This window comes from Flavobacterium sp. (genome assembly GCF_003525665.1).
Lineage (GTDB): Bacteria > Bacteroidota > Bacteroidia > Flavobacteriales > Flavobacteriaceae > Flavobacterium.
Genome location: NZ_DQDX01000177.1, coordinates 1,116 through 4,792, shown reverse-complemented (window position 1 = coordinate 4,792; position 3,677 = coordinate 1,116). Strand labels below are relative to the sequence as shown.

The 3,677-nt window shown below is 30.9% G+C and carries 2 protein-coding genes and 1 pseudogene; all 3 read left to right on the top strand.

Going from position 1 to position 3,677, the window contains the following annotated elements:
* Nucleotides 1–17: 17 nt before the first annotated feature.
* Nucleotides 18–1,115 carry a grasp-with-spasm system SPASM domain peptide maturase gene (gwsS, locus tag DIU01_RS12235; RefSeq protein WP_290834860.1) on the top strand — a complete coding sequence of 366 codons (1,098 nt, stop codon included), beginning with the start codon at nt 18–20 and terminating at the stop codon, nt 1,113–1,115.
* Between the two features lie 40 nt (nt 1,116–1,155).
* A complete protein-coding gene (locus DIU01_RS12230; RefSeq protein ID WP_290834859.1) occupies nt 1,156–3,384 on the top strand; it encodes a peptidase domain-containing ABC transporter in 2,229 nt (742 codons plus the stop codon).
* Nucleotide 3,385: 1 nt separating this feature from the next.
* Nucleotides 3,386–3,677 (top strand): annotated as a pseudogene (locus tag DIU01_RS12225) (HlyD family secretion protein); the annotation flags it as partial.

Below are 3,677 nucleotides of genomic sequence, written 5' to 3'. Positions count from 1 at the left end.
CCGATAAGTAGATTAAAATGAAAAACAAATATCTAAAAGTATTTTCTAATTGTATAGTTTCAAAAGGATCAAGTCGTAGTTTAATTTTAGATATACAAAGAGAGAGTTTTATTGCCATTCCTGATACTTTTGAAGAATTTATTAATTTGATAAAACAAAAAAAATCTTTAATTGACATATATAAAATCTATGGGATTGAAAATAAAATTGTAATTAATGAGTATATTGATTTTCTTTTAGAGAATGAATATGGTTTTATTTGTGAAAATGAAGAGTTCGATAATTTTATTGATATGGATTATTCTTTTGAATTCCCTGCTCATATTACTAATTGTATAATTGAATTCTCAAAAAAAACTTCAAATAATTTGGACATGATTCTTAATGGTCTAGATAAATTAATGTGCAATAATGTACAATTTATTATTTATGACCAAGTATCCATTGAAGAACTAATAGAATTACTTGTAAAAACAAAAGATTTAGAAGTAAAGGGAATTGAATTGATTATTGAATACTCAGAACTTTTTTTAGATTTTATATCTAAAATTGATAAAATCAATTTTAGAGTTGTTTCAATCACAATTTACAACTCTAAAGATAAACCTAAATATCAAGATGACACAACATTTTCAATTAATTATATAGACAAAAAAATAGATTCTTTTAAACATTGTGGAGCTGTTGAGACATTTTATTTTAATATTAATAAATTGAAGGTTTTAGAATCTATTAATCACAACTCGTGTCTTAACAAAAAAATCTCCATCGACAAAGACGGTAACATTAAAAACTGTCCATCCATGCCACAAAGTTTTGGCAACATAAAAGATACCACACTAGAAGAAGCACTAAATCATCCTGATTTTAAAAAATATTGGAATGTAAACAAAGACATGATTGTTGTATGTAAAGATTGTGAGTTCCGCCACATTTGTACCGATTGTCGTGCCTATACAGAACGAACTGATTTTGAAGGTGATATTGATTTATCTAAACCTTTAAAATGTGGTTACAATTCATACACCAACGAATGGGCAGAATGGAGTACCAACCCATTAAAGCAAAAAGCAATAGAATATTATGGTATGCAAGATTTAGTTAAAAAGGATTGATTAACGATTGAAGATTAACGATTTCTGATTGCAAAAAAAAATGCGTAAAAAATTCCCATTCTACAAACAAGCCGACTCCAAAGATTGTGGACCAACTTGCCTAAAAATCATTGTCAAGCATTATGGCAAAACCATAAACATACAAACGTTACGCACATATAGCGAAACCACACGTGAAGGAAGTAATTTACTCAATCTTAGCGATGCTGCCGAGAAAATTGGTTTTCGTACACTTGGCGTAAAGCTTAGCATAGAAAAACTGCAAGAAGCACCGTTGCCGTGTATTTTACATTGGAACAAAGAACATTACGTTGTACTTTATAGAATTAGAAGAGATTCCTACGGAATGACAAAAGGAATGAATTACTTTATTTCTGATCCAGCCATTGGTTTACTAGAATACAATCAAGATGAATTTCTAAAATTTTGGATAGGCAACAATGCAACAGAAGTTACCGAAGAAGGCATTGCTCTGCTGCTTGAACCTACACCCAACTTCCATCTTCCATCTTCTGACTTCCAGCAAGATAAAGAAGAAAAATCGTTTGGGTTTTCGCTACTTTTCAAATACATTTTACCTTACAAGTCGTTTGTTTTTCAGCTAATTATTGGGTTATTAGCAGGAAGTTTATTGCAACTACTATTTCCGTTTTTAACGCAAAGCGTTGTAGATGTTGGTATTCAAAACCAAAATATTCACTTTATATACATGGTTTTGTTTGCGCAATTGTTTTTGTTTTTTGGTAAAACAGCACTCGAACTCATTAGAAGTTGGATTTTATTGCACCTTTCCTCACGAATAAATATCTCGTTAATCTCTGATTTTTTTATCAAATTAATGAACTTACCCATTTCGTTTTTTGACGTTCGCATGACAGGAGACATTATGCAACGCATCAACGACCATCATAGAATTGAAAGAATTTTAACCACTTCGTCTTTGAGTGTTTTGTTTTCTGTAATCAACATGTTCATTATGGGCGGCGTTTTGGCTTACTATAATTTAAAGATTTTTGCGGTGTTTTTTATAGGAAGTTTTTGTTATTTTTTATGGGTAACGTTGTTCTTAAAACGAAGAGAGAAATTAGATTATAAAAGATTTTCAGAAGTTTCACAAGAACAAAGTAAAGTCATTGAACTAATCAACGGAATGCAAGAAATTAAATTGCACAATGCCGAAAAACAAAAACGTTGGGGTTGGGAATATATTCAAGCTAGATTGTTTAAAGTTTCAATGAAAGGTTTAGTTTTAGAGCAAACGCAATCTATTGGTTCTAATTTCATCAACGAGTTAAAGAATATCATTATCATTTTTCTATCTGCAAAATTAGTAATTGACGGACAAATTACGTTAGGAATGATGATGGCAATAAGCAGTATTGTTGGTAGTTTAAATGGTCCAATTATGCAACTAATAGGTTTTATTAGAGAAGCGCAAGATGCTAAAATATCACTAGCACGATTAAGTGAAATTCACGATAAAGAAGACGAAACGCAAAATGATGAAGAAAAAATTCACGACATTCCGCAAGATGCCGATATAGTAATTAAAGATGTATCGTTTAAATATATTGGTTCTGATGTTAATGTTTTAGAAAATTTAAACTTGACCATTCCGGCAAATAAAATTACAGCAATTGTAGGAACAAGTGGCAGCGGAAAAACGACTTTAATGAAATTATTATTGAAATTTTACGAACCCAATTTGGGTGAAATTTTAATCAATAAAACGCCTTTGTCGCGATTATCGCAAAAAACATGGCGTTATCATGTAGGTTCGGTAATGCAAGAAGGATATATTTTTAGTGATTCTATTGCAAACAATATTGCCATTGGAGTTGATGTAATTAACAAAGACAAACTAGTTTACGCCAGTGATGTTGCTAATATTAAAACATTTATAGAAGATTATCCGTTGGGTTACAACACCAAAATAGGTATGGAAGGCGTTGGTATGAGCACAGGACAAAAACAACGATTACTTATTGCAAGAGCCGTTTATAAAAATCCTGAAATGTTGTTTTTTGACGAAGCTACATCTGCACTCGATGCCAATAATGAAAAGGAAATTATGGAGAAATTAAATGTTTTTTTTAAAGATAAAACGGTTGTTGTAATTGCGCATCGATTAAGTACAGTTATGAATGCCGATCAAATAGTTGTTCTCGAAAAAGGCAAAATTGTTGAAATTGGAAACCATCAAGAACTAGTAAATTTAAAAGGAAGTTATTATGAATTGGTTAGAAATCAGTTGCAATTAGGAAATTAAAATGCCAGAAATTAAAGATATAAATTTACGTAGCGAAGAAGTTCAAGAAATACTTACACGAGTTCCGCATTGGTTAATTCGTTGGGGAAATATTGTGGTGCTTTCAATTGTTTTATTAATGCTTGGAGTTTCATGGATGATAAAATATCCTGATATGATTTCAGCCCAAATTAGTATTACAACTCAAGTTCCGCCACAAAAAATACTTGCCAAAACTTCGGGCAGAATTGAAGCCATTTTAGTAGACGATAAAGCAAATGTAGTAAAAGAAACGCCACTTGCAATTATAGAAT